19 protein-coding genes are annotated in these 24,241 nt (G+C 64.5%); 13 read left to right on the top strand and 6 right to left on the bottom strand.

Translation table 11 applies throughout. The features are described 5' to 3' along the window. Positions 1-3: 3 nt before the first annotated feature. The 5 genes from metK to MTR72_RS31050 all read left to right on the top strand — a co-directional run bounded on the left by metK (position 4) and on the right by MTR72_RS31050 (position 6,996). Positions 4-1,200, top strand: a complete 1,197-nt coding sequence (gene metK, locus MTR72_RS31070; protein ID WP_280969836.1) for a methionine adenosyltransferase — start codon at positions 4-6, stop codon at positions 1,198-1,200. Between the two features lie 121 nt (positions 1,201-1,321). Further along, positions 1,322-2,743, top strand: a complete 1,422-nt coding sequence (gene ahcY / locus MTR72_RS31065) for an adenosylhomocysteinase (protein WP_280969837.1) — start codon at positions 1,322-1,324, stop codon at positions 2,741-2,743. A 159-nt stretch (positions 2,744-2,902) separates the two neighbouring features. Next, the gene (locus MTR72_RS31060) at positions 2,903-4,363 is read left to right on the top strand and encodes a flavin-containing monooxygenase (RefSeq protein ID WP_341511725.1); all 1,461 of its coding nucleotides are present in this window, start codon (positions 2,903-2,905) and stop codon (positions 4,361-4,363) included. A 180-nt stretch (positions 4,364-4,543) separates the two neighbouring features. After that, the gene (locus MTR72_RS31055) at positions 4,544-5,593 is read left to right on the top strand and encodes an alpha/beta fold hydrolase (RefSeq protein ID WP_280969839.1); all 1,050 of its coding nucleotides are present in this window, start codon (positions 4,544-4,546) and stop codon (positions 5,591-5,593) included. Positions 5,594-6,066: 473 nt separating this feature from the next. Then, entirely contained in the window at positions 6,067-6,996 is a 930-nt protein-coding gene (locus MTR72_RS31050; protein WP_280969841.1) for an aspartyl/asparaginyl beta-hydroxylase domain-containing protein, read from the top strand. A gap of 78 nt (positions 6,997-7,074) precedes the next feature. Here the strand turns inward: MTR72_RS31050 and MTR72_RS31045 are convergent, their stop codons facing one another. From MTR72_RS31045 to galE, 3 genes are all read right to left on the bottom strand, one after another. Then, positions 7,075-7,776, bottom strand: coding sequence for a fumarylacetoacetate hydrolase family protein (locus tag MTR72_RS31045; protein WP_280969842.1), 702 nt, complete (start codon positions 7,774-7,776; stop codon positions 7,075-7,077). A gap of 35 nt (positions 7,777-7,811) precedes the next feature. Continuing rightward, on the bottom strand, positions 7,812-9,620 hold the full coding sequence (locus MTR72_RS31040) for an ABC transporter ATP-binding protein (protein WP_280969843.1): 1,809 nt from the start codon (positions 9,618-9,620) through the stop codon (positions 7,812-7,814). 118 nt (positions 9,621-9,738) lie between these two features. Continuing rightward, the gene (gene galE / locus MTR72_RS31035; RefSeq protein WP_341511724.1) at positions 9,739-10,752 is read right to left on the bottom strand and encodes a UDP-glucose 4-epimerase GalE; all 1,014 of its coding nucleotides are present in this window, start codon (positions 10,750-10,752) and stop codon (positions 9,739-9,741) included. A gap of 126 nt (positions 10,753-10,878) precedes the next feature. Here galE and MTR72_RS31030 point away from each other — a divergent pair, with 126 nt between their 5' ends. After that, positions 10,879-11,916 (top strand): glycosyltransferase family 4 protein, encoded by a 1,038-nt coding sequence (locus tag MTR72_RS31030; protein WP_341511723.1) that lies wholly within the window; start codon positions 10,879-10,881, stop codon positions 11,914-11,916. Between the two features lie 5 nt (positions 11,917-11,921). Here MTR72_RS31030 and waaF read toward each other — a convergent pair whose 3' ends face one another. Continuing rightward, positions 11,922-12,992, bottom strand: a complete 1,071-nt coding sequence (waaF, locus tag MTR72_RS31025; RefSeq protein WP_341511722.1) for a lipopolysaccharide heptosyltransferase II — start codon at positions 12,990-12,992, stop codon at positions 11,922-11,924. A 159-nt stretch (positions 12,993-13,151) separates the two neighbouring features. Between waaF and rfaD the strand changes: the two genes are divergently transcribed. The 6 genes from rfaD to MTR72_RS30995 all read left to right on the top strand — a co-directional run bounded on the left by rfaD (position 13,152) and on the right by MTR72_RS30995 (position 21,068). Then, positions 13,152-14,132 (top strand): ADP-glyceromanno-heptose 6-epimerase, encoded by a 981-nt coding sequence (gene rfaD, locus MTR72_RS31020; protein WP_341511721.1) that lies wholly within the window; start codon positions 13,152-13,154, stop codon positions 14,130-14,132. Positions 14,133-14,144: 12 nt separating this feature from the next. After that, on the top strand, positions 14,145-15,629 hold the full coding sequence (gene rfaE1 / locus MTR72_RS31015) for a D-glycero-beta-D-manno-heptose-7-phosphate kinase (RefSeq protein WP_341511720.1): 1,485 nt from the start codon (positions 14,145-14,147) through the stop codon (positions 15,627-15,629). Further along, positions 15,626-16,909 (top strand): O-antigen ligase family protein, encoded by a 1,284-nt coding sequence (locus MTR72_RS31010; RefSeq protein WP_341511719.1) that lies wholly within the window; start codon positions 15,626-15,628, stop codon positions 16,907-16,909. Before rfaE1 ends, MTR72_RS31010 begins: the two co-directional genes overlap by 4 nt. Before the next feature lie 85 nt (positions 16,910-16,994). Continuing rightward, positions 16,995-18,908 carry an SDR family NAD(P)-dependent oxidoreductase gene (locus MTR72_RS31005; protein ID WP_341511718.1) on the top strand — a complete coding sequence of 638 codons (1,914 nt, stop codon included), beginning with the start codon at positions 16,995-16,997 and terminating at the stop codon, positions 18,906-18,908. A 1-nt stretch (position 18,909) separates the two neighbouring features. Then, the gene (locus MTR72_RS31000) at positions 18,910-20,124 is read left to right on the top strand and encodes a glycosyltransferase family 4 protein (RefSeq protein WP_341511717.1); all 1,215 of its coding nucleotides are present in this window, start codon (positions 18,910-18,912) and stop codon (positions 20,122-20,124) included. Beyond that, positions 20,121-21,068, top strand: a complete 948-nt coding sequence (locus tag MTR72_RS30995) for an NAD-dependent epimerase/dehydratase family protein (RefSeq protein WP_341511716.1) — start codon at positions 20,121-20,123, stop codon at positions 21,066-21,068. The genes MTR72_RS31000 and MTR72_RS30995 overlap by 4 nt, the downstream gene beginning before the upstream one ends. Here the strand turns inward: MTR72_RS30995 and MTR72_RS30990 are convergent. Continuing rightward, positions 21,056-22,039 carry an MraY family glycosyltransferase gene (locus MTR72_RS30990; protein WP_341511756.1) on the bottom strand — a complete coding sequence of 328 codons (984 nt, stop codon included), beginning with the start codon at positions 22,037-22,039 and terminating at the stop codon, positions 21,056-21,058. The two genes, MTR72_RS30995 and MTR72_RS30990, sit on opposite strands and share 13 nt — an antisense overlap. 38 nt (positions 22,040-22,077) lie before the next feature. Continuing rightward, the gene (locus MTR72_RS30985) at positions 22,078-23,037 is read right to left on the bottom strand and encodes a lysylphosphatidylglycerol synthase transmembrane domain-containing protein (protein ID WP_341511715.1); all 960 of its coding nucleotides are present in this window, start codon (positions 23,035-23,037) and stop codon (positions 22,078-22,080) included. A gap of 208 nt (positions 23,038-23,245) precedes the next feature. On the opposite strand from MTR72_RS30985, the gene MTR72_RS30980 reads away from it, so the two are divergent. Continuing rightward, the gene (locus tag MTR72_RS30980) at positions 23,246-24,235 is read left to right on the top strand and encodes an NAD-dependent epimerase (RefSeq protein ID WP_341511714.1); all 990 of its coding nucleotides are present in this window, start codon (positions 23,246-23,248) and stop codon (positions 24,233-24,235) included. Positions 24,236-24,241: the final 6 nt, after the last annotated feature.

Here is a 24,241-nt window from a genome sequence, read left to right as displayed (position 1 = left end):
TTGATGCGCGCGTCCTATCTCTTCACCAGCGAGTCCGTGTCTGAGGGCCATCCGGACAAGGTCTGCGACCGGATCTCCGATGAGATCGTCGATCTGTTCTATCGCGAAGGGCCGAAAGCCGGCATCGATCCCTGGGCTATCCGCGCCGCCTGCGAGACGCTCGCGACCACCAACAAGGTGGTGATCGCCGGTGAGACGCGCGGTCCGAAGTCGGTCACCAACGAGCACATCGAGAGCGTCGTGCGCGATGCCATCAAGGACATCGGCTACGAGCAGGAAGGCTTCCACTGGAAGACCTGCGACGTCGAGATTCTCCTGCATCCGCAGTCGGCCGACATCGCGCAGGGCGTCGATGCGCTTCAGCCCGGCGAGAAGAAGGAAGAAGGCGCAGGCGACCAGGGCATCATGTTCGGCTACGCCACCAACGAGACGCCCGACCTGATGCCGGCACCGATCTTCTACGCCCACAAGATCCTGCGCCTCATCTCCGAAGCGCGTCACTCCGGCCGCGAGAAGGTGCTGGGTCCGGACTCCAAGAGCCAGGTCACCGTGCAGTACGAGAACGGCAAGCCGGTCGGCGTGCGCGAGATCGTGGTCTCGCACCAGCATCTGGTCGAGGACCTCACCTCCAACCAGGTGCGCGACATCGTCGAGCCTTATGTGCGCGAGGCGCTGCCGAAGGACTGGATCAACGGCAAGACCATCTGGCACATCAACCCGACCGGCAAGTTCTACATCGGCGGTCCCGACGGCGATTCCGGCCTGACCGGCCGTAAGATCATCGTCGACACCTATGGCGGTGCGGCCCCGCATGGCGGCGGTGCGTTCTCCGGCAAGGATCCGACCAAGGTCGACCGTTCGGCCGCTTACGCTGCGCGCTACCTCGCCAAGAACATCGTCGCCGCCGGTCTTGCCGACCGCTGCACGCTGCAGCTCGCCTACGCGATCGGCGTGGCGCGGCCGCTGTCGATCTACATCGACACCCACGGCACCGGTAAGGTGTCCGAGGACAAGCTCGAGAAGGCGGTGGCGCAGGCGATGGATCTCACCCCGCGCGGCATCCGCAGCCATCTCGACCTCAACCGCCCGATCTACGCGCGCACCTCGGCCTACGGCCATTTCGGTCGCACGCCCGACAACGAAGGCGGCTTCTCGTGGGAGAAGACCGATCTGGTCGAGCCGCTCAAGCGCGCGGTCTAATCACACCATTGTTCCGGGGCGCCGCTTCAAGCGGCGAACCCGGAATCTCGAATCTCTGGATTCCGGGTTCGCTCGTTTCGCGAGCGCCCCGGAATGACGAGCAAACAAACAGGAAGCTCTCATGAATGCGAAGCCCGGCTTCACCGATTACATCGTCAAGGACATTTCGCTCGCCGATTTCGGCCGCAAGGAAATCTCACTCGCCGAGACCGAGATGCCCGGCCTGATGGCCACGCGCGAGGAGTTCGGCCCGAAGCAGCCGCTCAAGGGCGCGCGCATCGCCGGCTCGCTGCACATGACGATCCAGACTGCGGTGCTGATCGAGACGCTCGCCGCCCTCGGTGCCGACATCCGCTGGGTCTCCTGCAACATCTACTCGACCCAGGATCACGCTGCGGCTGCGATCGCCGCAGCCGGCATTCCCGTCTTTGCCGTGAAGGGCGAGACGCTCACCGAATACTGGGACTACACCGCAAAGCTGTTCGACTGGCATGGCGGCGGCACGCCGAACATGATCCTCGATGACGGCGGCGACGCCACCATGCTGGTGCATGCCGGCGTGCGCGCCGAGAACGGCGACACCGCCTTCCTCGACAAGCCGGGCTCGGAGGAAGAGGAGATCTTCTACGCGCTGGTCAAGCGCCTGCTCAAGGAGAAGCCGAAGGGCTACTTCGGCGAGATCGCCAAGAACATCAAGGGCGTCTCGGAGGAGACCACCACGGGCGTGCATCGCCTCTACGAGATGGCGAACAAGGGCACGCTGCTGTTCCCGGCCATCAACGTCAACGACAGCGTCACCAAGTCGAAGTTCGACAACCTCTATGGCTGCCGCGAATCGCTGGTCGACGGCATCCGCCGCGGCACCGACGTGATGCTGTCGGGCAAGGTAGCGATGGTCGCCGGCTTCGGCGATGTCGGCAAGGGCTCGGCGGCCTCGCTCCGCCAGGCCGGCTGCCGCGTCATGGTGTCGGAGGTCGATCCGATCTGCGCGCTGCAGGCGGCGATGGAAGGCTACGAGGTCGTGACCATGGAGGATGCCGCGCCCCGCGCCGACATCTTCGTCACCGCGACCGGCAACAAGGACATCATCACCATCGAGCACATGCGCGCGATGAAGGATCGGGCCATCGTCTGCAACATCGGTCACTTCGACAACGAGATTCAGATCGCGTCTCTGCGCAATTTGAAGTGGACCAACATCAAGCCGCAGGTCGACGAGATCGAATTCCCCGACAAGCACCGCATCATCCTGCTGTCGGAAGGCCGCCTCGTGAACCTCGGCAACGCCATGGGCCACCCGAGCTTCGTGATGTCGGCGTCCTTCACCAACCAGACGCTGGCGCAGATCGAGCTGTTCGCCAACAACAAGAATGGCAAGTACGAGAAGAAGGTCTACGTGCTGCCGAAGACGCTCGACGAAAAGGTCGCGCGCCTGCACCTCGCGAAGATCGGCGTCAAGCTCACCGAGCTGCGCAGGGACCAGGCCGACTATATCGGCGTCAAGCAGGAAGGCCCGTACAAGAGCGATCACTATCGCTACTGAGAGGCGGATCCGATCGATCATCGGCGCGAAGCCCCGGAGCAATCCGGGGCTTCGTCGTTTTGGCGTGCAGTACGAATCTCCTCCTGGTTGTATCCTGCAGCGATCGCCAGTTGACGGGCAGCGTCCTCGGGCGGACAATCCTCGGCGGCGGAGGAAACGATGTCCCAAGAACATTTCGACGTGCTGATCGTCGGTGCCGGCCTGTCCGGCATCGGCGCGGGCTATCATCTTCAGACGAAATGCCCGGCCAAGAGCTACGTCATCCTGGAGGGGCGCGACTGCATCGGCGGCACCTGGGACCTCTTCCGCTATCCCGGCATTCGCTCCGACAGCGACATGTTCACGCTCGGCTATTCCTTCAAGCCATGGACCGATCCGAAGGCGATCGCCGACGGGCCGCAAATCCTGAACTATGTGCGGGAGACGGCGGCCGAGAATGGCATCGACCAGAAGATCCGCTATCGCCATCGCGTCAAGCGCGCGTCCTGGTCGACGGGCGATGCGCGCTGGACCGTCGAGGTCGAGCGCACCACAGGCGAGGGCGCGACCGGGCTCGTGCGCTTCACCTGCAATTTCCTGTTCATGTGTTCGGGCTACTACAAATATGAGGAAGGCTACACACCCGAGTTCAAGGGCACGGCGGATTTCCAGGGTCGTATCGTACATCCGCAGAAATGGACCGAGGATGTCGACTACGCGGGAAAGCGCGTCGTCGTGATCGGCTCGGGCGCGACCGCGGTGACGCTGGTGCCGGAGCTCGCCAAGAAGGCATCGCGGGTCGTGATGCTGCAGCGCTCGCCGACCTACGTGGTGTCGCGGCCGGCGCAGGATCCGCTGGCCAACAAGCTGCGCCGCAATCTTCCGGCGACGCTCGCCTATCACCTGATCCGCTGGCGCAACGTGATGTGGGGAATGTTCTTCTTCCAGCTCAGCCGGCGCCGCCCCGCAAAGGTCAAGGAGCTGATCCTCAAGGGCGTGCGCATGGCGCTCGGACCCGACTACGACGTCGCGACCCATTTCACGCCGCGCTACAATCCCTGGGATCAGCGGCTGTGCCTCGTGCCGGACGGCGACCTGCTCAAGGCGATTCGCGAGCAGCGCGCCACCGTCGTCACCAATGAGATCGAGACATTCACGCGCGACGGCATCCGCCTGAAGGATGGCAGCGAGCTTGCGGCCGATATCATCGTGACGGCTACGGGCTTGGTGCTCCAGGTCGTCGGCGGCCTCGAGATCAGCGTCGACGGCCGCGCCGTCGATTTTGCGAAAACACTGACCTACAAGGGCATGATGTACGCGGACGTGCCGAACCTCGCCTCCGCCTTCGGTTACACCAATGCGTCCTGGACGCTGAAATGCGATCTCACCTGCGAATATGTCTGCCGGCTCATCAACTACATGGACCGGCACAACTTCCGTCAATGCGTGCCGCACAATGACGACGCGGCGGTCACCCTGCAGCCCTCGCTCGATTTCACCTCGGGCTATGTCCAGCGCTCGATTGCGAAGATGCCGAAGCAGGGATCCAAGCGGCCGTGGCGACTGTATCAGAACTACGCCCTCGACATCGTCTCCCTGCGCTACGGCAGGATCGACGACGGCGTGATGCAGTATTCCTGATCGCCATCGCGGTCACGCCTTTCGCATGGTGAGCGCCTCGCTGAATTGTGACTCGTTGGCCGAGCGAAACGATGCCAATCGTTCGCCTGCTGCTCGTCGCCCTCCCGATTGCGCCTACATCTGGCGTGATAGACGGCCGCCGGCCTCATCGAGCGCCGCCTTCCAGTTCAAGAGATCGATATGTCAGAGAAAGTAATCGCCGACCGTCGCAGCTTCCTGGCCAGCGCCGCGATCGGCATCGCCGCGCCGCTGGTTCTCGGCGGCGCTGCCGTCGCGCAGTCCGGCAAGGACAGTCCGTCGCCTTTGCCCAACGTCAAGCCGGGCGCGAACACATCCTTCGCCGCGATCAAGCAGATCGATGCCGGAGTCCTCAACGTCGGTTACGCCGAGGCTGGTCCGGCCGATGGACCCGTGGTGATCCTGCTGCACGGCTGGCCCTATGACATCCACAGCTTCGTCGATGTCGCGCCTGCGCTGGCCCAGGCCGGCTATCGCGTCATCGTTCCGCATCTGCGCGGCTATGGCACCACGCGCTTCCTGTCGCCCGATACGATGCGCAATGGCGAGCCGGCGGCGCTCGCCGCGGACATCGTCGCGCTGATGGATGCGCTCGGCATCAAGCAGGCGACGCTCGCGGGCTACGATTGGGGTGCGCGGACCGCCAACATCGTCGCAGCGCTCTGGCCGGAGCGCGTCAAGGCGATGGTCTCGGTGAGCGGCTACCTGATCTCGAGTCAGGCGGCAGGCAAGATGCCGCTGCCGCCGAGCGCCGAGCTGCAATGGTGGTATCAGTTCTACTTCGCTACCGAACGCGGCCGTGAAGGCTATGCCAAGAACCGGTACGATTTCGCCAGGCTGATCTGGAAGCTCGCCTCGCCCAAATGGCATTTCGATGACGCCACCTATGACCGCAGTGCTGCCTCGCTCGAGAACGCCGATCACGTCGATATCACCATCCACAATTATCGCTGGCGGCTCGGCCTTGCCGAGGGCGAGGTGAAATATGCCGGGTTCGAGCAGCGGCTGGCGAGCTTGCCGGTGATCACCGTTCCCAGCATCACCATGGAGGGCGATGCCAACGGCGCGCCGCATCCGGAACCCGCGGCCTACGCCAAGAAGTTTTCTGGCAAGTACGAGCACCGGACCATCACCGGCGGCATCGGGCACAACCTGCCTCAAGAGGCTCCGCAGGCCTTTGCCCAGGCCGTCGTCGATATCGCCGGGAGTTGAAGGCGAGGGCGGGCCGCAATGCGCCGGCCGCTCAGGCCGCGCCAATGTGCTGTTTTGCGTATTCGGGCCCACGCCGAATCGGTGACGCGGCCCGAACGGTTAATGCCGGATTAACCGGTGAGTCCTAACCTGTCTCGGCCGGGGTACTCGCAAGGCCGAGGTGAACCCAATGGAAGCCCAGAAGATCGCAGTCGACGCCGTCGTCGCGCTGACTGACTGTGACCGCGACGCCGCCACCACGTTTATCCGCCGGCTCTATCTCGAAGGCGTCAGGGATCCCAAGCGCCTGACCTTCAAGGGCTCCAGGCGCTGGCTCGAGCCTGACGAGCCTGATTCGGCTCCCTGTTCGTTTCAGCGCCAAGCTCCGTCCGTTCACGATTTCTGGAAAGACGGCAACCCGTTGGCGAATATCTTGCCGGTGCGGCGCGGCCGGGCTACACGACACCCCGGCTGGGTCACTTGGGAACGGGGATATGCTGAAACAGCTCTTTGCACCGCAACTTGTCATCCTTTACGTGCTTGCGGCATCGACGCTTTACGTCCACTTCCGCGGCAAGCAGCGGCTGCGCTTCGCGCGCCAGCTCGGCGATCATTCGACCTATCTCGCGCCCTACAACGTGCTGATGTATGCGGGCTCGGCCGTGCCGAACAAGCCGGTGATCTCGGTTGATCAGTTTCCCGAGCTCAAGCCGCTCAGCGAAAATTGGGAGACGATCCGCGACGAGGCTGTGCGCCTGTTCGACGAAGGCTTCATCCGCGCGGCGGCGAAGAACAACGACTGGGGCTTCTACTCGTTCTTCAAAAGCGGCTGGAAGCGGTTTTACCTGAAGTGGTACGACGACTTCCTGCCATCGGCGCGCACGCTGTGCCCGAAGACGGTGGAGTTGTTGAACGCGATTCCGTCCGTACACGGTGCGATGTTCGCGATGCTGCCGCCGGGCGGCAAGCTAGGCGCGCATCGCGATCCCTTCGCCGGTTCGCTGCGTTATCATCTCGGCCTCGTCACGCCGAACTCAAACAAGTGCCGCATCCTCGTCGACGGCGTCGAATGCGTCTGGCGTGATGGCGAAGCCTTCATGTTCGACGAGACGTTCATCCACAGCGCCGAGAACGCGACCGACGTCAACCGAATCATCCTGTTCTGCGACGTCGAGCGTCCGATGAAGTACGGCTTCATGACCGCGATGAACCGCTGGGTCAGCCATCACATCGTCAAGGCGTCGGCGACCCAGAATGTCGATGGCGAGAATGTCGGCGCGCTCAACAAGGTCTTCGGCAAGCTCTACGAGATCCATCTCGCGAGCCGCAAGGTCAAGGAGTGGAATCGCAGCGTCTACTACACGCTGAAGTATTCGCTGACGGCGCTGATCCTCGGCCTGATCGTGGTGTCGGCGCTGAGGTGATTGGCGCACATCGTCGCCTGGAATCAAAAAGCCCCGGAGCATGCTCCGGGGCTTTGTTATTTGGGGAACGTGTCGTGGTTATTCCGGCTGGCCGATCGAGACCTTCAGCGTGCCGACACCGTCGACGCCGCATTCGAGCTTGTCGCCGGGCTGAAGCTGCGACACGCCAGCGGGCGTGCCGGTCATGATGATGTCGCCGGCAGCGAGCTTCACCTGCTGCGAGAGCTGCCAGATGATCTCCGGCACGTTCCAGATCAGCTCGGTGAGATCGCCCTTCTGGGCTTCCTTGCCGTTGACCGTGAGCCAGATCTTGCCCTTGGATGGATGGCCGATCTTCGAAGCCGGCTGCACCGCGGAGCAGGGCGCCGAATAGTCGAACGATTTGCCGATCTCCCAGGGGCGTTCTTTCTTGCGCGAGGCGATCTGGAGGTCGCGGCGGGTGAGGTCGATACCGACGGCATAGCCGTAGACGTGGTCGAGCGCCTTGTCGGAGGGAATGTTCAGTCCGCCGCTCTTCATCGCGACGATCAGCTCGACCTCGTGATGCAGGTCCTTGGTCAGCGGCGGATAGGGAATGGTGGCGCCATCGGGCACCAGCATGTCGGCGTGCTTGGCGAAGAAGAACGGCGGCGCGCGCTCGTCATTGCCCATCTCGCGGATGTGCTCGAGATAGTTGCGACCGACGCACCAGATGCGGCGCACCGGATAGCGGCCGCTCTCCCCGACGACGGGAAGCGATGCCTGGGGCGGAAGCGGAATGACGTAGGAGGCGGCGTTCATGAAGCGGTCTCGCTGCTCTTGGGGTGAAGGAAATGCTAGGCGGTTGCGCTAATCGGCGCCAGCCCCAGAGGGCCGGCGTCGTGGTGCTGGAGGCGGAAGAACGAGGCGTAGCGGCCCGAGCGGCGGAGCAGCTCGTCGTGCCGGCCCTGCTCGATGATCTCGCCGCCCTCGACCACCAGGATCGCGTCGGCGTGCATGATGGTGTGCAAGCGGTGCGCGATCACGATCGTGGTGCGGTTCTGGCAGAGATGCTCGATCGCCTCCTGCACCTGCTTCTCGGACTCGGAGTCGAGCGCGGCGGTGGCCTCGTCGAGCAGGATGATCGATGCGTTCTTGATCAGCGCGCGCGCCACCGCGATGCGCTGGCGCTGGCCGCCCGAGAGCTGCGTGCCGTGCTCGCCGACCGGCGTGTCGTAGCCGAGCGGGAAGCTCATGATGAAATCATGCGCGCAGGCGGCCTTGGCCGCCTCGATGATCTCGTTCTCGGTCGCGCCGGGCCGGCCGAAGGCGATGTTGTTGCGGATGGTATCGCGGAACAGATAGACGTCCTGACCGACATAGGCGGTCTGCGCCCGCAGCGACTTTCGCGAGACCGAGGAGATCGACTGGCCGTCGATCACGATGTCGCCCTGCGTCACCTCGTAGAAGCGCAGCAGCAGCGCCAGCACGGTCGACTTGCCGCCGCCGGAGGGGCCGACCAGCGCAGTGACCTTGCCGGGCTCGGCGGTGAAGCTCATGCGGTTGAGGACGGTCTCACCGGTGCGATAGGCGAAGCTGACGTCGCGCAGCTCGATCCGGGCGTCGGACAGTTTTAGCGATGGTTTGTCGTCGTCGGAGTGCTCACTGGCCGGGCTGTCAACCACCTCGAGCAGCATACGCGCGCCGACGAGCTGGCTGTTCAGATCGATGTTGAGCCGCGCCAGCCGCTTGGCCGGCTCGGTCGCCATCAGGAAGGCGGTCATGAACGAGAAGAACTGGCCGGGCGTCGCGCCGAGCGCGACCACGCTGTAGCCGCCATAGAGCAGACAGCCGGCGACCGCGAAGCCGCCAAGCATCTCCATCAGCGGGTTGGAGCGGTTGGCGACGCGGGCCATCTTGTTGGCGTTGCGCTCGACGATCGCGATGTTCTCGTCGATGCGGCTTTGCATCGTCTCTTCGAGCGTGAAGGCCTTGACCGTGCGGATGCCCTGCAGCGACTCCTGCATGGTCTCCAGGATGTCGGCTGTGCCGGTGAACTGGTTGTAGGCGAGGCCCTTGATGCGCTTGACCAGCTTGCGCAGCACCAGCATCGCCGGCGGCACCGCGACGAGGCCGATGAACGACATCAGCGGATCCTGCCACACCATGACGCCGATCATGCTGAGCAGCATCAACAGGTCGCGCCCGATGGCATTGACCAGCATGTTGAGGACATCGGTGATCGACTTGGCGCCGGCGGTCAGCCGCGCCAAAAATTCCGAGGAGTGCCGCTCGGAGAAGAAGCCGACGCTCTCGCGCATCAGCTTGGCGAAGAGTTGCCGCTGGTTGGTGGCGAGGATGGCGTTGCTGATTTTGGTCAGGATCACCATGTGGCCGTACGTCGCCACGCCCTTGATGAAGAGCAGGATCACCGTGACGCCCGACAGCATGGCGATGCCGGGGATGTTCTTGTCGACATAGGCCTGGTTGATGACCTGGCCGAGGACGTAGGTCGCCGCCGCAGTCGCAGCGGCAGCCGCCGCCATCAGCGCGAAGGCAACGAGATAACGCCGCCAGTAGGTGATCCCCTGTTCCATGACGAGGCGGCGAATCAGGATCGCTGCCGCATAGGGATCGTCGGTGATTTTCTTTGGAAACTGGGCCATCCGTAGTCCATTGACAGCGCAGGGAAAAGCCTGCCCGCGCGTCAGGGATCGAATGGCCTCTGTGCCCGCTAAAGCGGGGCTTTTCAAGCCCAATTAAGGACTTGCGCAGGGGCGGATTTTAGGCCGAGGCGGCGTGGCGCAGCTCGCCATGGCGCTCGCGGAACAGCTTTTCCTCCCAGGCGAGTGCATGTGCCGCGATGGTCTCGAGGTCGTCGTATTGCGGCCTCCAATCGAGCAGGCTGCGAATCCGGCTGGTATCGGCAACCATGGTCATGATGTCGCCGGGCCGGCGCGGCGCGTACTGGACGGCGAAGCTGCGCCCCGAAACCCGCCGCACCGCGTCGATGGTTTCCAGCACGGAATAGCCGCGGCCATAGCCGCAATTCAGCGTCGTCGAGGCGCCGCCGCGGCGCAGGTACGACAGCGCCGAGCGATGCGCTTGCGAGAGGTCGGTGACGTGGATGAAGTCGCGGATGCAGCTTCCGTCCTGGGTCGGATAGTCGGTGCCGAACACGTCAATCTTGGCGCGCTGGCCGGTGGCCGCCTCGACCGCGATCTTGAGCAGATGCGTGGCGCCGACGGTCGCGAGCCCGATGCGGGCCTGCGGATCGGCGCCAGCGACGTTGAAATAGCGCAGCACGACATATTGCATGCCGTAGGCGGAGGCGACGTCGTGCAACATGATCTCGGTCATCAGCTTCGACGAGCCGTAGGGCGAGAGCGGCCGCGTCGGTGCATTCTCGGGCACCGGCACCTGGTCCGGATTGCCGTAGACGGCCGCGGTCGAGGAGAAGATGAAGCGGCCAATGCCGCGCTTGATTGCGACGTTGAGCAGGTTGCGCGCGGTCATGAAGTTGTTGCGGTAATAGCCGAGCGGATCGCGCATCGAATCCGGCACGACGACGGAGCCCGCGAAATGTATGATGCTCTCGATGTTGTGTTGCGCGATCACCCCTTCGAGCAGGTTCTCGTCGCCGGCGTCCCCGATGAACAGCGGCACGCCTTCGGGCAAGTAAGCGGAGAAGCCGGTGGAGAGATCGTCGATCACGACGACGTCCTCGCCGGCTTCCGCCAGCGAAAGAACCGTGTGACTTCCGATATAGCCGGCGCCGCCGGTGACTAAGACAGTCATGATCTCACCCGTCTTCCGATCACCCGCCAAGCTAACGTTTGCGCGGTGAAGAGGGGGTTTCGGCGGCCCTGAACTGGTCACTATGCTTAATGTTGCGTATAGGGGACTTCCGAAACGGAGCGTGAAGTGGCGAATTTCCCCGGCGATCTCCAGGTGATCGTGCCAAATCTGCACAGGCGCTATTCCGGCGTCACCGCGACCAATCGCATGGTGGCGCCGCGGGTGGCAAAACTGTTTCGCGCGGCATGGTTCGGCGCGAACGCGCCGGAGGGGATCACGCGATTGAGCGCTACCGATTTTCTGAAATTGTGGCGCCGCAGGGCGCCCCTGATCTGGCATGCGCGGCGCAACAACGAGATGATCGCGGGTGTGCTGCTACGCGCGCTCGGCTGGCCGCTCAAACTCGTCTTCACCTCGGCGGCGCAGCGGCATCATAGTTGGATCACGCGCTGGCTGATCCGGCGGATGGATGCGATCATCGCGACCAGCGAGATCTCGGCTTCGTTCCTGAAAGTGAAGGCGACTGTGATTCCCCATGGCGTCGACACCGACGTCTATGCGCCGCCAAGAGATCGCGCTGCAGCCTTCGCCGAGAGCGGGCTGCCGGGCCGCTATGCCATCGGCTGTTTCGGCCGCGTGCGCTCGCAGAAGGGTACCGATGTCTTCGTCGATGCGATGTGCCGCCTCCTGCCGCGCTACCCCGATTTCACCGCCGTCATCGTCGGCCAGGTCACGACGGAGCAACTTCCCTTCGCGAACGATCTGAAGAAACGGATCGAGGCCGCCGGCCTGCAATCGCGCATCATCATCACCGGCGAGTTGCCGATCCAGCAGGTGCAGCGCTGGTATCAGCGGCTGACGATCTATGCCTTCACCTCGCGCAATGAAGGATTCGGCTTGACGCTGATCGAGGCGATGGCGGCAGGCAGCGCGCTGGTGGCCGCGCGTGCGGGGGCCGCGGAGCTCGTGGTCGAGGACGGCGTCACCGGCGTGCTGACGCCGCCGGGTGATGCCGCTGCGCTCGCCGCGGCGCTCGAACCGCTGACGCGCGATGTGGCGCTTGCAACAGTGATGGGGCAGCGCGGGCGCGCGCGTGTGTTGGCAAAATTCAGCCTCGATGCTGAGGCCGCCCGGATCGGCGAGGTCTATCGTCCGCTGCTCTGACGAGGTCAGGTGGAGGCGCGGGCGCGCGTCTCGCTGAGCACCCGCTGCGCGATCGCCACGACCTCGGAGGCTGCGATGTCGCGCATGCAGCGATGGTCGTTCATCCGGCAGATGGTGCTCTGGCAGGGCTGGCAGGACAGCACGCTCTTGTCCTGGCGCACGGTCGCGGCAAGGCCGTTGAGTGGGGCCCAAAGGTAGGGGTCGGTCGGGCCGAAAATGCCCATGGTCGGTGTCCCCAGCGCCGCCGCTATGTGCATCAGCCCGGAGTCGTTGGAAATCGCGACGCCCGCCGCCGCCATGGCGAGGACGCCGTTGCGCAAGTCCGTGCCGGTCAGGTCCCGCACGCCCGGTCCGCCCGCCGCGACGATCTCCTGGGCCAGCCCCTTTTCCGCCGGGCCGCCGACTACCCAGACCTCCAGACCCTGCGCGGCCAGGAGGCGGGCTGCTTCGGGATAGTCGGTCCAGCGCTTCGAGGCACCCACCGAGCCCGGCGCGAGCGCCACGGCTGCCCCGGCGCTGAGCCCATTGGCCTGCCGCCAGCGGACGATCTCCTCGGCCGGAACCTGCAATTGCGGCACCGGCCATTCCGGCGGGAGGGGCGCGCCATCGGGCTGGGCGAGGGCGGCGTTCTTGTCGATGAAGCGGGGGAGCCGCTTCTCGCCCCAACGCCAGCGGTTGATCAGGCCGAACCGGAACTCCCCGACAAAGCCGACCCGCTCGGGGATGCCGGCCAAGGCCGGCGCAATGGCGGCTTTCCAGGTCCGCGGCAGCACCAGCGCGGTCCCGTAGTTCCGCTCGCGCAGCAGGCGCGCCAGGCCGAGCTGGCGGGTGACGGCGAGCCGGCTGCGCGGCAGATCCCAGATGATTCCTCGGCGGACGCCCGGCATGTAATCGACCAGCGGGGCGCAGAGGGGCGTGGTCAGAAGGTCGACCGGCCGGTTCGGCCAGCGTTCCTTCAGAATCCGGACGACCGTGTGATTCCGGACGAAATCGCCGATCCACATATAGGGGATGATCAGGATCGGGCGGGTGTCGCCTGGGTCCTCATTTCCGCTAAGTTGCGAATCTTTGTTCATTCTTAAACGGGTCACGGCTGCGCTGATGTGGCGGATCGGTTAGCCGCTCCGGGGCGGAACGTAAAGCCGGGAGGGGACCGGGTCCCAAAACCGCTTACACTTTGGCGGATCATGCGCTACGGCAGGACCGGGCCGCACAATCGGGCAGGGAATTTTGGAATGTTGCTGGTGACCGGCGGGGCCGGTTTTATCGGATCGAATGTCGTCGCCGCGTTGAATGACGCCGGCCGGAGCGATGTCGTGGTCTGTGATCGCCTCGGCACCGACGGCAAGTGGCGCAATCTCGCCAAGCGGCAGCTTGCCGACATCGTCCCGCCGGCCGAGGTGCTCGAATGGCTGAAAGGCCGCAAGCTCGAGGCGATCGTCCATCTCGGCGCGATTTCCGAGACCACTGCCACCGACGGTGACCTCGTGATCGAGACCAATTTTCGTCTGTCGATGCGCCTGCTGGACTGGTGCACGACGAACGCGGTGCCGTTCATCTACGCCTCGTCGGCGGCGACCTATGGCGACGGCGCGGAAGGCTTTGGCGACGACGCCTCGCTCGCAGCGTTGAAGAAATTGCGGCCGATGAATCTCTACGGCTGGAGCAAGCATCTGTTCGATCTTGCCGTCGCGGAGCGTGTTTCCCGCGGCGACAAGCTGCCGCCGCAATGGGCGGGCCTCAAATTCTTCAACGTGTTCGGCCCGAACGAGTACCACAAGGGCTCGATGATGAGCGTGCTGGCGCGGCGCTTCGACGACGTCAAGGCGGGGCGCGTCGTGCAACTGTTCAAGTCGCATCGCGAGGGCATCGCCGATGGCGATCAGCGCCGTGATTTCATCTATGTCGACGACGTCGTGCGGGTCATCATGTGGCTGCTCGCGACGCCTTCGGTATCCGGCATCTTCAATGTCGGAACCGGTAAGGCGCGCAGCTTCAAGGACCTGATGCTCGCGGCCTATGTGGCGCTCGGCACCAGGCCCAACATCGAATACGTCGACATGCCCGAGGCGATCCGCGGCAGCTACCAATACTTCACCCAGAGCGAAGTCGATCGGCTCCATGGTGCCGGCTACAACGGCGGCTTCACGACGCTCGAGGATGCGGTGAAGGCCTATGTGAGCGGATATCTCGACCAGCTCGATCGTTTCCGCTGAGGCCCAAGGACCATGCCGACGCCCATTCTGGACTTCGATGCCCTCGCGCAAGACATCGCGCGCCGTACCGTGCTGTGCATCGGCGATATCATGCTGGACGAGTTCGTCTATGGCGAGGTGTCGCGGATTTCGCCGGAAGCCCCGGCGCCGGTGATCGCCGCGCAGCGCAGCGAGATCCATATCGGCGGCGCCGGCAACGTCGCGCGCAACGTTGCCTCCCTCGGCGGGCGCTGCATCTTCGTCGGTCTCGTCGGCGATGACGACGCGGGCAGGCGGCTGGCGGCCGCGCTTGACGAGCAATCCGGCATCGACAGCGTGCTGGTGTGCGATCCGTTGCGGCCGACCACGCGAAAGGTCCGCTTCGTTTCCGAACATTTCTCCACGCACATGCTGCGCGCGGATTGGGAGCAGGGGCTGCCCGCCTCCGACGCGGTCGAGACCAAGCTGATCGAGGCGATCCTGCCGCACCTTTCCCGCGCCGACATCGTGCTGCTCTCCGACTACGCCAAGGGCGTCCTGACCGCGCGCGTGATCCGCCATGTCATCGATGTCGCGCGAAAGCTCGGCAAGCCCGTGATCGTCGATCCCAAGAGCCTGAACTGGGCGATCTATCGTGGCGCCACGCTGCTCACGCCCAATCGTAAAGAGTTTTCCGAAGCCACCCGCAGCCGCGCCGACACCACGCAGAGCATCGTCGATGCCACCGAGGACGTGATGCGGCTCGCCGATTGCGAGGCGATCCTCGTCACGCAAGGAGAGCACGGCATGACGCTTGTGCCGCGCAACGGCGAGGCGGTGCATGTGCCGGCTTTCCCCGTGAAGGTGCGTGACGTCTCCGGCGCCGGCGACACCGTCGCCGCGGCGCTCGCGGTGTCGCTTGCGGCGGGTGCGGACTGGGACACGGCCCTGCGGATGGCCAATGCAGCGGCCGCCGTTGCCGTCGGCAAGCAGGGCACGGCCAGCGTGAGCACAGCCGAGCTGCGGCGAAAGATCCTGCCGCATGCCTATCTCGCGGCCGAGGAGAAGATCGTTCTGGAGGCCGATGCGCTGGACGCGCAGCTTGTCGAATGGCGCAGGCAGGGACAGCGCGTCGGCTTCACCAATGGCTGCTTCGACATCCTGCATCCCGGCCACGTCAAGGTGTTGACGGCGGCGCGCGCAGCCTGCGACCGCCTGATCGTGGGTCTCAATAGCGACGCCTCGGTGCGGCGGTTGAAGGGCGCCGATCGTCCCGTTCAGGACGAGCGTGCGCGCGCCGAGGTGCTGGCAGCGCTCGAAGCCGTCGATCTCGTCGTCATCTTCGAGGAGGACACGCCGATCGACCTGATCACCCGGATCAAGCCGAGCGTGCTGGTAAAGGGCGGCGACTACACCCGCGAGCAGGTGGTCGGCCATGAGGTCGTGGAGGCCGCGGGCGGGACGGTCGTGCTGGTCGATCTCCTGCAAGGCTTCAGCACGACGGCGCTGGTCCACCGCGCGCGGGGAGGGGGCAAGTGACGACGCTCGCGAAGGAATCGACGAGCGCGCTGCTGCTGCGGCGCTTGCGCAATCCGGCGGCATGGAGCGAGACGGTCGACGTGCTCGCGGTCCTGACCGCGGCCTCGCTGCCCTGGTCGACGTCGCTTGTCGGGATATTCAATGCCCTGATGCTCGTCTGCATTGTGCCGTTTCTCGATCTCAGGGCATTCCTGCAATCGCTGACACGTCCGATCTGCATGGCGCCGATCGCGCTGTTCCTGCTCGCGCTGGTGGGAACGTTGTGGTCGGATGCGGCCTGGGGCGCGCGGCTCTATGCGGTCAACCCCACGGTCAAGCTGCTCGTTCTTCCGATCCTGCTCTACCATTTCGAGCGCTCGCCGCGTGGACATTGGGTGTTCATCGCCTTTCTCGTCTCCTGCGCATTGTTGTCGATGGCGTCGTGGCTGGTCGCCTTCTACCCGAACCTCACGATCAAACCGGGCGGCATCGAGCGCGGCATCATCGTCAAGAATCACATCGACCAGGGCCAGGAATTCACGCTGTGCGCAGTCGCGCTGGCCTATCCGGTCGTGATGCTGGTGCGGGAGAAACGGTACTGGCTCGCCGGGCTGCTCACCGCGCTTGCCATCAGCTTCTTCGCCAACATGGCCTTCGTGGTGGTGTCGCGCACCGCGCTGGTCACGGTCCCGATCATGCTCGCGGTGTTCGCGCTGCTTCATCTGAGGTGGCGCAGCATCCTGCTCATTGCCGCCGGCCTCGTCGCCATTGCGCTGGTCGCCTGGCAGGCCTCGCCGTATTTGCGCAGGACCGCCGACACATTTTCGAGCGATTATCAGCTCTACAAGGAGAGGGGAGCGCCGACCTCGATCGGCCTGCGGCTCGAATTCTGGCGAAAATCTCTCGGCTTCTTCGCGGAAGCGCCAATCAAGGGCCACGGCACCGGTGCGACGCGCGGACTGTTCGAGCAGGTCGCGACCGGCAGCGGCTATCAGGCCTCCGCCGAGGTGATCGGCAACCCGCACAACCAGACGCTGAATGTCGCCGTGCAGTGGGGTGTCTTCGGCATCGTCATTCTCTACACGACGTGGATTCTCCATCTTCTCCTGTTTCGCGGCGATGGACTTGCCAACTGGATCGGACTATTGGTCGTGGTGCAGAATATCTTCACCTCGTTGTTCAACTCCCATCTGTTCGACTTTCACGAGGGCTGGATGTACGTCCTCGGCGTCGGCGTTGCCGGCGGCATGGTCATCCGAGCGCGAAAGATCGCGCCGAAGGTTGGGGAAGCCGGTTCCTGACCCGCCGCGCTGCTGGCAAGTTTTCCCGATATGGGCTATCAGCGCTATCAGGTTGCATTAAACTGGATATCACATCGGCCGTCGGATGGCGCGACTCTCGCATCTCACCTTGCGCAATTTCCTGATCGCATTCCACGACCTCCTGGCAACCATGGCGGCGCTGTTCGTCGCGTTCTACGTGCGCTTCGAGGGCGGCGAGGGCTTTGTCGAGCGCCTGCCGCTGCTGTTCGAGATCCTGCCCTATTTCCTCGCCTTCAGCGTGGTCGTATTCTTCACCTTCAACCTCACCACGACGAAATGGCGCTTCATTTCGCTGCCCGACGCGCTGAACATCATCCGCGTCGCAACAGTGCTGACGGTCGCGCTGCTCGTCCTCGACTACATCTTCGTCGCCCCCAACGTGCGTGGCACCTTCTTTCTCGGCAAGGTGACGATAGTCCTCTATTGGTTCCTGGAAATCTCGTTCCTCAGCGCGCTGCGCTTCGCCTATCGCTACTTCCGTTATACGCGCGTGCGCCGCCATGCACGGATCGAGGACGCTGCGCCGACGCTGCTGATTGGCCGCTCCGCGGATGCCGAGGTGCTTCTGCGCGGCATCGAGAGCGGCGCCATCAAGCGCATCTGGCCGGTCGGCGTGCTTTCACCGTCGAATGCGGACCGCGGCCAGTTCATCCGCAGCGTTCCGGTGCTGGGCAGCGTCGACGACATCGAAGACGTGATCACCGACTTCGCCAGGCGCAACAAGCCGATCGCCCGCCTCGTGATGACGCCGTCCGCCTTCGAGCCGGAGGCCCGTCCGGAATCGGTGCTGATGCGGGCGCGAAAGCTGGGCGTGATCGTCAACCGCATGCCATCGCTTGAGAGCGGCGACACGCCGCGCCTCACGGCGGTCGCGGTTGAGGACCTGCTGTTGCGGCCGAGCGAGACGATCGACTACGCACGCCTCGAAGCTCTGATCAGGGGCAAGGCCGTGATCGTCACCGGCGGCGGCGGTTCGATCGGTTCCGAAATCTGCGAGCGCATCGTCGCTTTCGGCGCCGCGCGCCTCCTGGTGCTCGAGAACTCCGAGCCGGCGCTCTACGCCGTCACGGAAGCACTCGCGGCCGATGGCACCGCGGCGACGATCGAGGGCCGGATCGCCGACATCCGCGATCGCGAGCGCGTCATGCGCCTGATGGCTGAGTTCAAGCCGGATATCGTGTTCCATGCCGCCGCGCTCAAGCACGTGCCGATCCTCGAACGCGACTGGAGCGAGGGGGTCAAGACCAACATCTTCGGTTCGATCAACGTGGCCGATGCGGCGCTTGCCGCCGGCGCCGACGCCATGGTGATGATCTCGACCGACAAGGCGATCGAGCCAGTGTCGATGCTCGGCCTGACCAAGCGCTTCGCGGAGATGTACTGTCAGGCGCTCGATCACGATCTCGCCACCCAGGGCGTCGGCCTCAAACCGCCGATGCGCCTGATCTCGGTCCGGTTCGGCAATGTGCTGGCGTCGAACGGCTCGGTGGTGCCGAAGTTCAAGGCCCAGATCGAGGTCGGTGGCCCGGTGACGGTGACGCATCCCGACATGGTCCGCTATTTCATGACCATCCGCGAGGCTTGCGATCTCGTCATCACCGCAGCGACGCATGCGCTCGGCACGGAGCGTTCGGATGTATCCGTCTACGTCCTCAACATGGGCCAGCCGGTCAAGATCGTCGATCTTGCGGAGCGCATGATCAGGCTGTCCGGTCTGCAGCCCGGCTACGACATCGAGATCGTGTTCACGGGGATGCGGCCGGGCGAGCGGCTGAATGAGATCCTGTTCGCGACCGAAGAGCCCGCCGCCGAGATCGGTGTAGCCGGTATCATGGCCGCGCAGCCGAACCAGCCGCCGATGCAGATCCTGCGCAAATGGATCACGGCGCTCGAGCAAGCGATCGCGCGCGATGATCGGGCTAGCATCAGGACCATCCTGAGGGATGCTGTTCCGGAATTCGGATCAACAGCGGCCTGATATGCAATCGCTCAGCAAGATCGTCGTCGCGAGCCAGCATTACCCGCCGGATCCGAGCACGACAGCGGCGATCATGGCCGAGATTGCCTGCCATCTCGCGCAAACGCACGACGTCGTCGTGTTGTCCGGCTCTGCCGGTGCGTTGCCGGAGACGGGTCCGGGCAAGCCGCGGATCGTGGCGGTCAAGAACCGGATGGCGGGAAAGGCGGCGCTGGTGCGGCGAGGTGCGGCCGAGCTTCTGTTCGCCTCGCGCACCTTCCTCGCCTTGATCCGGGAGCTGCGGCACGGCGACGTTGTGCTCACCGTGACGGCGCCGTTCATGCTGCCTTACGCGGTGGCCGCGGCAGCGAGGCTCAGGCGCGCGCGCTCCGCGCTGATCATGCACGATCTCTTCCCCGACGTCCTCGTCATGGCGGGGATGCTGAAACCCGGCTCGATCCTGACCAGGACGATGCGCGCAGCCAACGCTCTAATGTTTCTCGCGCTCAATGCCGTCATCACGATCGGCCGCGATGCGGAACGGCCGCTGCTGAGCTACCGAGGCATGACGCGGAACAAGATCCGCTTCATCCCGAACTGGGCGACGCTCGTGCCGGCTCCGCGTCCGTTGAGATTCGACAATCCGTTCCGTCGGGGGCTGCCGGCCCGCTTCATCGTCGGCCTGTCGGGCAATCTCGGCTTCACGCATGATCCGGAGATCGTGTTCGCGGCGGCGCGCCTGTTGAGGGACGACGCGGATATTCACTTCCTGCTCTCCGGCTGGGGTATCGGTTTCGAGCGATTGAAGCAGTTGCAGGCCGATGCAAACTTGCCGAATGTCAGTTTCGTGGCGCGGGTCGAGGACGTGCAGCTCGAGGCGTTTCTGGCCGCCGCCGACCTCTGGATCATTCCGTACCGGAAGAACGTCGCAGGGGTATCGGTGCCGAGCCGGTTCTACAATCTGCTGGCGGTCGGCCGACCCGTGTTGCTTGTCTCGGAGCCGGAGGCCGAGGCGGCATTGACGGTGGTTGAAAACGAGCTCGGCTGGGTCGTGACCCCTGGCCGGGCCGATCAGCTGGCAGATGCAATCCGAGCGGCGGCCCATTCCGACCACGGAGCCATCGCGGCACGTGCGGTCAAGGCCGCCTCAAGGTTTGATCGCGCTACGGCGATGGACGCCTATGCCGATCTGGTCGACGAATTGCTGCGCAATCCAAAATTGTCGGAGCAACGATGAGTGAACGCCAACCAGTCGTGCTCGTGACGGGCGCGAGCGGATTTGTTGGCCGTCACATTGCGCCGGCTCTTGCGCGAGAGGGGTGGGCGGTCCGCCGCGCGGTCCGCAGCCCCGAAGGCATCGACGGTGAGGTCGTCATCGGATCGATCGGTCCCGAAACCGACTGGCAGGTCGCACTCGACGGCGTCGACGCCGTCGTCCATCTCGCGGCGCGCGTTCATCACAAGTACGAGCAGCACGCGGTCGAGCTCTACCGCAACGTCAACATCGCCGGCACGCTGCGCCTAGCGCGCAGTGCGGTGATGGCCGGCGTGCGCCAGTTCGTCTTCGTCAGTACGGTTCTAGTGCACGGCCGCACCAATAGGGGCCGGGCGCCCTTCAGCGAGGATGACGTCCTCACGCCGCGTGGTCTCTACGGCATGTCGAAGGCGGCGGCGGAGTCGGGGCTCAGGACGCTAGCGCACGACAGCGCAATGAAGACTACGGTGATCAGGCCGCCTCTGGTCTACGGCGCAGGGGCCAAAGGCAACTTTGCGCTGCTGTCGCGTGCAGTGAGCCTCGGAGTGCCGCTACCCTTTGCCGCGATCCGCAACCAGCGCGCTTTCCTTGCGGTGCAGAACCTCTCGTCCTTCATCCTGCGGCGGTTGGCTCATCCTGACCCGGCAAGCAATTTCGAGATATTCCTCGTGGCTGACAGGGAGCAGGTCTCGACACCCGAATTCATCGAGCGTCTTGCCACCGCTTCCGGCAAGAGCGCGCGGCTCTTCGGTATGCCGCCGGCGTTGTTGAGTTCGCTGCTTGGCGTCATCGGCCGGGAGGATACACATGAAAGCCTCATCGGCTCGCTCGAACTCAACGTGTCCAAGGCGATCGCGACCGGCTGGCAGCCGCAAGTATCCCTCGATGAGGGCCTGCGGCTCGCGCTGTCGGCTCAGGCCGCCTGAGGGCGGGAGAAGCGCCGCAGGACGGCGCCGATCGCGATCGCTCCCGCGACCAGCGCAAGCACGGTGATCGTGGTCGAGCCGGCGCGGATTGTGACGATGGCGAGCAGCGCGAGCACGAGGTTGAGCGCGAACACCTCGCCGACAACCCGAGGGACCTTGAAGCCATTGTCGGTGGCGCGCTGATAGAAATGCGTGCGATGTGCCGACCAGAACGGCTCGCGCCGCGCGATGCGCTGAAACAGCGTTATGGTGGCATCCGCGAGATAGTACCCGGGCAGCAGCAGCGCCGCGGCGATCTGGCCCCGCCAGGCGAGCTCCAGCAGGCACCAGCCGAGCAATAGTCCAATCGGCAGGCTGCCGACATCGCCGAGAAAGACCTTGGCGATCGGGCGATTGAAGGGCGCAAAGCCGAGCATGGCGCCGCAAAGGGCCGTCGCGAGCAGTCCGGTGGACGGAGAGAGGTCGCCAAACCATCCGAGCAGCCCGAGCGCGGCCGTCGTCGGCACCACCTCGGACACCGTCATCAGGTCGAGACCGTCCATGAAATTGACGAGGTTCACGAACCAGACGCCGGCGATGACGATAAGGACGCGTTCAAAGGCCAGCGGCAGGGCGGGCACGATGCGCAGCGTCTCCGGTGCCGAGAACACGATGGTGGTCACGGCGGCAGCCTGTAACGAGAGCCGTACGATGACCGGCAGCGGCTTGATGTCATCGACAAGCCCGACCAGTGCGACCAGCACAGTGGCGCCGATCAGGGGCAAGGGAATCGCGGCATGGGCCCAGGCGGCCCAGAGCGCAGTGACCAGCAGAGTGGCCGCGACGACCGCGATACCCGCGCCCTGCGGCGTCGGGATCCGATGCGAGGAGCGTGCGTTTGGCCGGGCCAGCGCGTAGCGCTGCAGCAGCGGCATGCTCCGCCAGGTGATACAGGCAGAAAGCAGTGCGGCCAATGCGAGGGCGAGCAGCATCAGCCCCAATGCATTTTGCGGACCGGCGACGAAAATCGTCACTCCGGCACCTCGATCGGGGCCGATCCTTGCGCCGCCTTCTCGGCGCTGAATATCCAGACCAGCCCGCCGAACGCGCCGACGATGAACGAGACGGCGCCGAACAGCAGCGAGACATTGACGCCCTCATTGGCGGCGAGGCCGGCGAAGCCGAAAGCCAGGCCCATGGTCGCCTCGCGGACGCCCCAGCCGGCGATCGATATCGGCATCAACGTGATCAGCATGACCGGCGGAATGAGCAGAAAGACCTGGCCGAAATTGACCGGCGCGGCGATCGACTGCACCACGCACCAGGCGATCACGACCGCCAGCACGTGAATGACGAGCGACAGGATCGCGACAAGTGGGCCCCGTGTGCGGTTGAAGATCACGCGGTTCGCGATTACGGCGCAAGCGTGGATGTGATGCGTGGCCCACCAGCTCTTGAGCCACGACCATTTCAACGCACCGAAGATCAAAAAGCCGACGCCGCCCGCGAGTGCGGCGAGGTCGAGCAGCAGCAGCGCCGAACGCCCATTCGGATCGGTGATGAGACTGTAGCTCCACGGCAGGCTCGCGACGATGAGGATCGCGAGCGCAACCAGCCCGATCGCGCGATCGACGAAAATCGAATAGGTCGCCGCACGCCAGCCGGCGCCGGCACGCGCGACGAGCCAGAGCCGGACCGCGTCGCCGCCGATCGCGGAGGGCAGGGTCTGGTTGAAGAATGCGCCGATCACGTTGTAGCGCATGGCCCGGCCGAGCCCGAGCGGCGCGCCGCATTCGGCGCTGATCTCGCGCCAGCGCAGCACGCCGACGAAGATCTGCAGGAACGTGACCGCGATGGCCGCGCCGATCCAGAACAGGCTGCTCAAGGTGAAGCGCGAAAACAGCTCGGACGGGTTGACCTTGCGCAGCGCAAGATAGAGCAGCGCCGCGGAAATCAGGATTTTGGCCGTCGACAGCAGGATTCGGCGCATCTCGCCCGCATGAACAGGGTTTGCGATGGTTGAGGTCACCCGACGCGAGGCGCCGAATTTGGCCGCTTTGGTATGGTTTTGGCGCCGATCTTGCAATAGCCGTTATGAGAGAGCTCTCATGAGAGCGTCGAGGCTATTGCGACCCCCTCGACGCAGCGGCTAAAGAGGCCCGCGGAGTGGGCGCGGCGACGCATGCCTTGGGAACAGGATGACGGATCAGGCAATTTTGGTCACGGGCGCCGCCGGCTTTATCGGCTTTCACGTCGCCCGGCAGCTCCTGGCCGAAGGCCGGCCGGTCGTCGGGCTGGACAATCTCAACAGCTATTACGATCCGGTGCTGAAACGGGCACGCCTGGAGCTTCTGCGGGGTGGTCGCGGCTTCTCCTTCGTGCAGGCCGATCTTGTGGATCGGAAGGCGATCGCGGCGCTGTTTGCGGAACACCGGTTCGTGACGGTGGTGCACCTCGCGGCCCAGGCCGGCGTGCGCTATTCGATCGACCATCCTCACGCTTACGTCGACTCCAATCTTCAGGGCTTTCTGAACGTGCTCGAGGGCTGCCGGAACAACGGTTGTCGTCATCTCGTCTACGCTTCGTCATCCTCCGTTTACGGCGCCAATACGAAACTGCCGTTCGCCGTGGCGGATCGCACCGATCATCCCATTAGCCTCTACGCTGCGACCAAGAGAGCCAACGAGTTGATCGCACAGTCTTACAGCCATCTCTACCGGCTGCCGGTCACGGGCCTGCGCTTCTTTACCATATACGGTCCGTGGGGCCGGCCCGATATGGCCATGTTTCTGTTTGTGAATGCCATCATCGAGGGCAGGCCGATCCAGCTCTTTAACCATGGCAGGATGCGTCGCGACTTCACCTATATTGACGATGTCACCCGTGTAGTGTCCAAACTCATCGATCGGGTGCCCGGGGATAATCCGGCTGCCGCAAATGCGCCGTCTCGAGTCTACAATGTTGGCAATCACCGCCCTGAGGAGCTGATGCATGTCGTCGGTCTTCTGGAGCGCGAGCTGGGTCGAACGGCGAAGAAGGATCTGCTGCCAATGCAGCCGGGAGACGTGCTCGAGACGTTCGCCGATATCGGGGATTTGATGCGCGACACCGGGTTTGCGCCATCGACGCCGCTCGAGCACGGGGTCCGCAACTTTGTCGCGTGGTATCGCGACTACTTCAAGGTTTGAGATGAC

It is taken from the genome of Bradyrhizobium sp. ISRA442 (assembly GCF_038085055.1).
In the GTDB taxonomy this organism is placed as follows: domain Bacteria; phylum Pseudomonadota; class Alphaproteobacteria; order Rhizobiales; family Xanthobacteraceae; genus Bradyrhizobium.
This window is presented reverse-complemented; position numbering and strand designations above follow the sequence as displayed.

What these genes read in the sequence shown, in the direction of transcription:
- galE (WP_341511724.1), bottom strand. Translation starts at nt 10,752, where the DNA reads ATGACTGTCTTAGTCACCGGCGGCGCCGGCTATATCGGAAGTCACACG.
- MTR72_RS31000 (WP_341511717.1), top strand. Translation starts at nt 18,910, where the DNA reads ATGCAATCGCTCAGCAAGATCGTCGTCGCGAGCCAGCATTACCCGCCG.
- metK (WP_280969836.1), top strand. Translation starts at nt 4, where the DNA reads ATGCGCGCGTCCTATCTCTTCACCAGCGAGTCCGTGTCTGAGGGCCAT.
- ahcY (WP_280969837.1), top strand. Translation starts at nt 1,322, where the DNA reads ATGAATGCGAAGCCCGGCTTCACCGATTACATCGTCAAGGACATTTCG.
- MTR72_RS30985 (WP_341511715.1), bottom strand. Translation starts at nt 23,037, where the DNA reads ATGCGCCGAATCCTGCTGTCGACGGCCAAAATCCTGATTTCCGCGGCG.
- waaF (WP_341511722.1), bottom strand. Translation starts at nt 12,992, where the DNA reads ATGAACAAAGATTCGCAACTTAGCGGAAATGAGGACCCAGGCGACACC.
- MTR72_RS30980 (WP_341511714.1), top strand. Translation starts at nt 23,246, where the DNA reads ATGACGGATCAGGCAATTTTGGTCACGGGCGCCGCCGGCTTTATCGGC.
- MTR72_RS31050 (WP_280969841.1), top strand. Translation starts at nt 6,067, where the DNA reads ATGCTGAAACAGCTCTTTGCACCGCAACTTGTCATCCTTTACGTGCTT.
- MTR72_RS31045 (WP_280969842.1), bottom strand. Translation starts at nt 7,776, where the DNA reads ATGAACGCCGCCTCCTACGTCATTCCGCTTCCGCCCCAGGCATCGCTT.
- MTR72_RS31005 (WP_341511718.1), top strand. Translation starts at nt 16,995, where the DNA reads ATGGCGCGACTCTCGCATCTCACCTTGCGCAATTTCCTGATCGCATTC.
- MTR72_RS31055 (WP_280969839.1), top strand. Translation starts at nt 4,544, where the DNA reads ATGTCAGAGAAAGTAATCGCCGACCGTCGCAGCTTCCTGGCCAGCGCC.
- MTR72_RS31040 (WP_280969843.1), bottom strand. Translation starts at nt 9,620, where the DNA reads ATGGCCCAGTTTCCAAAGAAAATCACCGACGATCCCTATGCGGCAGCG.
- MTR72_RS30995 (WP_341511716.1), top strand. Translation starts at nt 20,121, where the DNA reads ATGAGTGAACGCCAACCAGTCGTGCTCGTGACGGGCGCGAGCGGATTT.
- MTR72_RS30990 (WP_341511756.1), bottom strand. Translation starts at nt 22,039, where the DNA reads ATGCTGCTCGCCCTCGCATTGGCCGCACTGCTTTCTGCCTGTATCACC.
- rfaE1 (WP_341511720.1), top strand. Translation starts at nt 14,145, where the DNA reads ATGCCGACGCCCATTCTGGACTTCGATGCCCTCGCGCAAGACATCGCG.
- MTR72_RS31060 (WP_341511725.1), top strand. Translation starts at nt 2,903, where the DNA reads ATGTCCCAAGAACATTTCGACGTGCTGATCGTCGGTGCCGGCCTGTCC.
- rfaD (WP_341511721.1), top strand. Translation starts at nt 13,152, where the DNA reads ATGTTGCTGGTGACCGGCGGGGCCGGTTTTATCGGATCGAATGTCGTC.